Genomic DNA, 6,705 nt, shown 5'->3' with positions numbered 1-6,705 from the left:
AGCGGATCGACGTGCGCGGAACGCAGGACGCTCTGCGAGACGCGACCACCCTCCCAGGCCGACTGCGGGCGATCGACGACGAAGGAGGAGAGAGCCTAGGAATGCTGCGGGAACCCGAGGTTGATGCCGCCGTGGGAGGGGTCGAGCCAGCGGCTGGTGATGGCCTTCTGCTGGGTGAAGAAGCGGACGCCTTCTGCTCCGTGGGCCTTGGTGTCGCCGAAGAGGGACGCCTTCCAGCCGCCGAAGGAGAACGTGGCGACGGGGACGGGGATGGGGACGTTGATGCCGATCATGCCGACCTCGACCTCGTTCTGGAAGCGACGGGCCGCTCCTCCGTCGTTGGTGAAGATGGCCGTGCCGTTGCCGAACGCGCCGTTGTTGATCAGCGCGACGCCCTCCTCGTAGGAGGCGACGCGGACGATGGAGAGCACCGGTCCGAAGATCTCCTCCGTGTACGCGCGGGAGGTCGTGGGGACCTTGTCGAGCAGGGTCGGGCCGAGCCAGAAGCCGTTCGCGTCGCCGTCCACCTCGATGCCGCGGCCGTCGATGACGACCTCCGCGCCGTCCTCCTCCGCGATCGCGATGTAGGAGGCGACCTTGTCGCGGTGCGCCTCGGTGATCAGCGGGCCCATGTCGCAGCCACGACGTCCGTCGCCGGTGCGCAGGGTCGCGGCCCTGTCCTGGATCCTGGTGATGAGCTCGTCGGCGACGGGCTCGACCGCGACGACGACCGAGATCGCCATGCACCGCTCGCCCGCCGAGCCGAAGCCGGCGTTGATGGCGGAATCGGCGACGAGGTCGAGGTCCGCGTCGGGGAGCACCAGCATGTGGTTCTTCGCCCCACCGAGGGCCTGGACGCGCTTGCCGTGCTTCGTGCCCGTCTCGTAGACGTACTGCGCGATCGGGGTCGAGCCGACGAACGAGATCGAGCGGACGTCGGGGTGCTCGAGCAGCCCGTCGACGGCCTGCTTGTCGCCGTTGAGCACCGTGTAGACGCCGTCGGGGAGGCCGGCCTCCTTCCAGAGGGCGCCGAGCCAGATCGCCGGGGACGGGTCCTTCTCGGAGGGCTTCACCACGACGGTGTTGCCGGCGGCGATGGCGATGGGGAAGAACCACATCGGCACCATCGCCGGGAAGTTGAAGGGGGAGATGATCCCGACCACGCCCAGCGGCTGCTTGGTCGAGTAGACGTCGACGCCGGTGGAGACCTGCTCCGAGTACTCGCCCTTGAGGTGGTGCGCGAGCCCCGTCGCGAACTCCACGACCTCCTGCCCGCGGGTGATCTCGCCCAGCGCGTCCGAGACGACCTTGCCGTGCTCCGACGTGATCAGCTCGGCGAGCTCCTGCTTCTTCGCCTCGAGGAGCTCGCGGAAGCGGAAGACGATCTGCTGCCGCTTCGCGAGCGACGTGTCGCGCCAGGCGGGGAAGGCGGCCTTCGCGGAGGCGACGGCGGCGTCCACCTCGGCGGAGTCGGCGAGCGCGACCTCCTTGGTCGCGACTCCCAGCGCCGGGTCGTAGACGGGAGCGGTGCGGCCGGACGAGGAGGCCGAGGGAGCCCCGTCGATCCAGTGGCCGACGACGGACAGGGCGGTGGCGGGCTCGGCGATGCTCATGGCGACGACTGTAGGGGCGTGACCACGGCCGCGGGGGTGCCGATCCGTCCAGCGGTGGAGGGGTGGTCTGGACGGATCGGCGCGCTCAGTCGGTGGGACGGGAGGCGTCGGCGTCGGCGTCGGGCGAGGGGGTGGCCGCGTCGGGGCTCGAGGTGGCGGGGTCGGCCGCGCTCGGGTCCGCAGCGCCGGGATCCGCAGCGCCGAGGTCGGCGGCGCCGACGTCGGCGGCATCCTGCTCGGCTGTACCGGTCTCCTCACCGTTGACCTCGGCAGCGGACGCTTCAGCCGCAGTCTCCGCCGCACCCGCCGGGTCGAACCGCGCCAGCGCGGCCGTGATGTTGTCGTGCCCGCCGCGTTCGTTCGCCCAGGCGACCAGCGCCTCCGCGAGCGTGACCGGATCCGCGCCCACCCGCTCCTGCGCCTCGCGCAGCACGCGCGCGAGGTCCTCGGCGGCGGACGCGTAGTTCCACAGCCCGTCGGAGCAGACCAGAACCCAGCCCGGCTCGGTCAGCTCCTCGGAGGCGACCCGCGGCTCCTCGTCGTGCGCGTCGGCGCCGAGCCAGCGGGTGATGGCGTGAGCGTCGGGCGCCGTCTCGGCCTGCTCCCGCGGCACTCCCGAGGCGATCTGCTCCTGCGCCCACGAATCGTCGACCGTGAGCTGCCGCGGCTCGCCCGCGTCCGGCATCCAGTAGCTGCGGCTGTCGCCCACGTTGCCCGTGACGAGCAGCGCGCCGTCCAGCACCGCCGCGGTGAAGGTGCACGAGGGCGGATTCGACCGCTTCTCGGGCACGGCCGCGTCGATCGCTCCGGAGGCGCGCGCGGTGGCCATCTGCAGCAGCGCGCGCCAGCGGTCCGCTCCCGCGCTCTCCCCGCCGACCTCGGCCTGCAGCGCGCTGAGTGCCGCACGGGCCGCGGCGAGCGACGCCTTGTCGGAGTCGGGGGTCGAGGAGACCCCGTCGCAGACCACCAGCAGCGCCGTCCTCAGAGAGCCGTCGGCGCCGGTGGTCGCCCCGAGCGCCATCGCGTCCTCGTTGGCCGGGTGCCGGAGCCCGCGGTCGCAGACGCCGCCGACCAGCGGGTGCGGCGCTTCGGCCCAGTGCTCGCGCTCGGTCGGAGCGGGGCGTCCGCACTGCTCGCAGTAGCCGTCCTCGGCGACCGCTCCCCCGCAGTAGACGCAGGCGGCGGATCCTCCGACGGCGACGGGCGGAGCGGAGGGGGTGGCCGCGACGATCAGCGGCGTCCCGCAGGCCTCGCAGAACGCGTCGCCCGTCGTGACCGGCTCGCCGCAGTTCGGGCAGGGAGTCGACAGCGCGCCGCTCATGTCAGCGTCCAGCGTCGGACCTCGTTGGCCCGGTCGACGAGGCGCAGGCGCTCGTCGCGCTCGCGAGTGGAGGCGGCGAGCGCGCGGTAGGAGGCCTCGAGGCCGTCGCGGATGGCGGCCTCGTTCGCCTCGACTCCGCCGAGGGTCGCTCCCTCGGCCGGGCCGTCGCGCCGCACCAGCTCGAGAGCGGAGGCGAGGACCTGGGTCGTGAGCTCGAGGCGGGTCCGCTGGTCGATCGACACGGAGTCGACGCTCGCGAGGGCGGCCGAGAGCGCGGGCAGCCCGCGGCCCGACTCCGCCAGCAGCTCCGCCCGGCGGCGGCGCGCGTCGGAGTAGGAGGAGCGCGTGGGCGCGACGATGTCGAGCGCGTCGAGCGCCCCGTCGAGGTCGGAGCGCAGCTGCCGCACCCGGGCGAGACCGAAGGCGGCGGGTGCCGTGTAGTTCGCGTCGGCGCGGGCGCAGATCACGTAGAGGGACTCGGCGACCTCGGGCTCGCCGCTCGCCTCGCACGCCGCGGCGAGCGCGAGCTTCGGGGCGAGCTCGCCGGGGACCTGCCCGTAGACGGTGTTGAAGGAGGCGCGGGCCCCGATGTCATCGCCGCGCGCGAGCTGCGCGAGACCGCTCATCCAGACCGCCCGCCACTCCCACGGGTCCTCCGTGAGGATCTCGCCCGTCGCGCGGGCCGCCTCCTCCCAGCGCTGCGCCTCGATCGCCGCCCGGGCGCGGGCGAGCCGCACCTCGACCGTCACGGTGGGCGCGAGCGCGAGAGCGCGCAGGCGCACGATCGGGTCGGCGACGTTCACGCCCGCGAGCCACGACCGGGCGGGATCGGACTCGTCGCGGCGGAGCGCCGGCAGCGCGTCCCACGGCGGGACGCGGTCGACCACGTCGGCCACGGGCGCCTCGAACAGGGCCGACTCCGTCGAGTGCAGCGCGGGGTGTCCGGGACCGCGGTCGGTCGCGACGACCTCGCGCAGCACCCCGAGCAGCTGGCCGCGCATCTCGTCCACCGTGGCGAAGCGGTCCTGCGGGTCGGGAGCGCACGCCTTCGCGATCAGGCGGTAGAAGGAGTCGTAGCGCTGGAACAGCGGTGTCTCCGACACCGGCGGCAGCGAGGCGACGAAGGTCGTCTGGTTGCCGCGGAAGTCGAGCACCAGCGAGGCCAGCGTTCGGCCGATCGTGTAGACGTCGGAGGCGACCGAGGGACCGAGGTCGGCGACCTCCGGAGCCTGGTAGCCGACGGTGCCGTAGATGGCGGAGTCCTCGTCGTCGATCCGGCGCACTCCGCCGAGGTCGATCAGCTTGACCTGGTCGCCCACCTGGATCATGTTGTCCGGCTTGAAGTCGCAGTAGAGCAGGCCGTGGTCGTGCAGGTAGGCGAAGGCGGGCATGACCTCGAGCACGAAGGCGAGCGCCTGGTCCACCGGCAGCGGATCCGCGGCGCCGCCGTTGGCGTCCAGCCGCTCCTTCAGGATCTGCTTGAGGCTCGGCCCGCCGACGTACTCCATCACGATGTAGCCGGCGCCGTCGTGCAGGACGAAGTTGTAGATCTCGACGATCAGCGGGTGCTCGACCTCGGCCAGGAATCGGCGCTCGGTGACGGCCGCCGCGTACGCATCGGGGTCGCCGGAGTTGAGCAGGCCCTTGAGCACCACCCAGCGCCCCGAGACGTTCCGGTCGCGCGCGAGGTAGATCCAGCCGAGGCCGCCGTAGGCCAGGCAGCCGACGACCTCGTACTGGCCGCCGACGACATCGCCCTTCACCAGCTGCGGGGTGAACGAGAACGGCGTGCGGCAGTTGGGGCAGAACCCCTCGGTGCGGCCGGGCCGACCGTCGCGCCCGCGGCCGACGGCGGTGCCGCAGTGCGAGCAGAAGCGCTTGCGCTCGGGGAGGACCGCCTCGGTCATCAGGGCGGCCATCGGGTCGGCGGCCGGGCGGGACGGGACGGTGGTGAGCCCGGCGCCGAGCCTCGGGCCGCGCAGTCGGGTCGAGGTGGTGCCGACGCGGCGGGTGACCTTCGAGCCGGTCTGCGCCGTGCGGGCGGAGCCGAGGGCGGCGGTGGCGAGGCGGGCGGAGGAGGTGCGCGTGCTGCGCGCGGTGGCCGACTCCTCCGCGGGGCCGGGTGCCGTGGCGCCGGGGGTGCCCTCGACGAAGCCGGTGCCGAAGGCGGCGGAGGCGGTGGCGGGCGTGGAGGCCGGAGCGGCGCGGCGCGCGGTCGGCGTGGAGGCGGCGGCGCCCTCCTCGGGCGGGAGGCCGCAGACGTTGCAGTAGCCGTCCTCGATCGTCCCGGTGCAGCCGGGAGTCGCGGTGCAGGGGGCGCCGTTCATGGGGTGGCCTTCCGGTGGTGCGCGGGGTCGGGGTGCGGGAGGTCGCGGGTGACGACGTCGTACTGCTCGACCAGGTGGCGGGCGAGCGGGACGGAGCAGGGCACGGTGTCGAGGGCGGCGCGCACCTCCTCCTCGGCCGCGACACCGACGGCGGTGGCAGCGCGGCCGTTGCCCTCGGCACGCTCCCGCAGCGCCCGGAGGCGGAAGCCGAGGGCGGCCCGTTCGCGCAGCGGCGAGGTGTAGGCGGCCTCGACCGCGTCGAACGCGCGGCCGACGGCGGTGAGCCGGGCGAGGTGCGCGTCGAGCGCCTCACGGTCGGACGGAGGATCGCCCAGCCGGGAGACGTCGGGCACGGCCAGCCGCGGCGGGTCGGCGATCTCGCGGCGGCAGCGGGCCACGAGCTCGCGCAGCGGCGCCTCGCGGCGCTCGGCCGCCTCCGCCAGCTCGCGCGCCCGACGGCGGTCGCGCTCGAGTCCGCGCCGCTCGGACGCGGCGATGATCAGGTCGCGCTCGAGCCGGGCGGAGTCGCTCTCGAGCTGGCCGAGCGGCCCGGACACGTCGGCTCCCCGGCCCGCCCGCTCGGCGAGCGCGTCGAGGCGGGAGCGCAGCACGGCGACCCGCTCCGCCCGCTCGCGGTCGACCGTGCCGCCGCCGTCACGGGTGAGGTCGCGGCAGCGCTCGATCTCGGCGCGCACCCCCACGATCCGCCCGGCGACGTCGGTGCCGCTGGGGTCGAGCTCGAGCCGGGAGCGCAGCTGGCCGACGACCGCGTCGCAGAGGCGCACCGCCTCCACCAGCGAGACCGCGCCGCTCCCGGAGGCGTCGAGACGGCCCCAGATCAGCTGCGACATCCGCTCGCGCGCCACGACGTCGACGCGGCCGGAGTCCCAGACCGCCTCGAGCTCGGCGAGGCGCCGGGTGACGGACTCGCGGAGCGACTGGGCGAGCACCACGTCGGCCGTGTAGTTCTCGGCCTGCGGCGACGCCAGCGCGGCGGCGTCCAGCCGCGAGAGCTCGCGCGTGGTCCGCTGGAGCCAGCGGGTGAGAGCGGCGAGGTACTCGAAGAGCTCGCGCTGCGGCGCGGCCTCCCCGAGCCGGCCCGGAGCGACGGGGGTCCCCTCCGCGAGACCGGTGCTCATCGGCCGTACACCGGGGCCGGCGGCGAGGCCTCGCCGAGGACCCCGAGCCAGCGCTCGTAGATGCTCTGCCAGCGGCCGTCGCTGCGGATGCTCTCGAGCGAGGCGTTGACGAAGCGCACGAAGTCGGGGTCGTCGGCGGGCAGGCCGAGGCCGTAGGGCTCCGAGCTCAGGGCGTCGCCGACGACCTTCGCGTACGGGTCCTGCGCCACGAAGCCCGCGAGGATCGTGTCGTCGCCCGCGATGGCGTCGACCTCTCCTGCCTGGAAGAGGGCGAGGCACTGCGAGTGCGTGGCGGCCTCGACGGC

4 protein-coding genes and 1 pseudogene are annotated in these 6,705 nt (G+C 74.3%); all 5 read right to left on the bottom strand.

Annotated elements, in window-relative coordinates; all coding sequences use genetic code 11:
- Positions 1-95: 95 nt before the first annotated feature.
- The gene (locus tag C5C82_RS16440; RefSeq protein ID WP_104355397.1) at positions 96-1,613 is read right to left on the bottom strand and encodes a CoA-acylating methylmalonate-semialdehyde dehydrogenase; all 1,518 of its coding nucleotides are present in this window, start codon (positions 1,611-1,613) and stop codon (positions 96-98) included.
- 85 nt (positions 1,614-1,698) lie between these two features.
- A complete protein-coding gene (locus tag C5C82_RS16435) occupies positions 1,699-2,934 on the bottom strand; it encodes a PP2C family serine/threonine-protein phosphatase (RefSeq protein WP_219814859.1) in 1,236 nt (411 codons plus the stop codon).
- Positions 2,931-5,261, bottom strand: coding sequence for a serine/threonine-protein kinase (locus tag C5C82_RS16430; protein WP_104355396.1), 2,331 nt, complete (start codon positions 5,259-5,261; stop codon positions 2,931-2,933). The genes C5C82_RS16435 and C5C82_RS16430 overlap by 4 nt, the downstream gene beginning before the upstream one ends.
- Positions 5,258-6,400: a hypothetical protein gene (locus tag C5C82_RS16425; RefSeq protein ID WP_104226189.1), complete on the bottom strand. Its 1,143-nt coding sequence runs from the start codon at positions 6,398-6,400 to the stop codon at positions 5,258-5,260. The genes C5C82_RS16430 and C5C82_RS16425 overlap by 4 nt, the downstream gene beginning before the upstream one ends.
- Positions 6,397-6,705, bottom strand: a pseudogene (locus C5C82_RS16420) (transporter substrate-binding domain-containing protein); the annotation flags it as partial. The gene C5C82_RS16425 and the pseudogene C5C82_RS16420, both read right to left, overlap by 4 nt.

Source organism: Rathayibacter sp. AY1D5, assembly GCF_002932515.1.
In the GTDB taxonomy this organism is placed as follows: domain Bacteria; phylum Actinomycetota; class Actinomycetes; order Actinomycetales; family Microbacteriaceae; genus Rathayibacter.
Note: the sequence above shows the minus strand (reverse complement) of the source record. Positions and strands in the feature narration are given on the sequence as shown.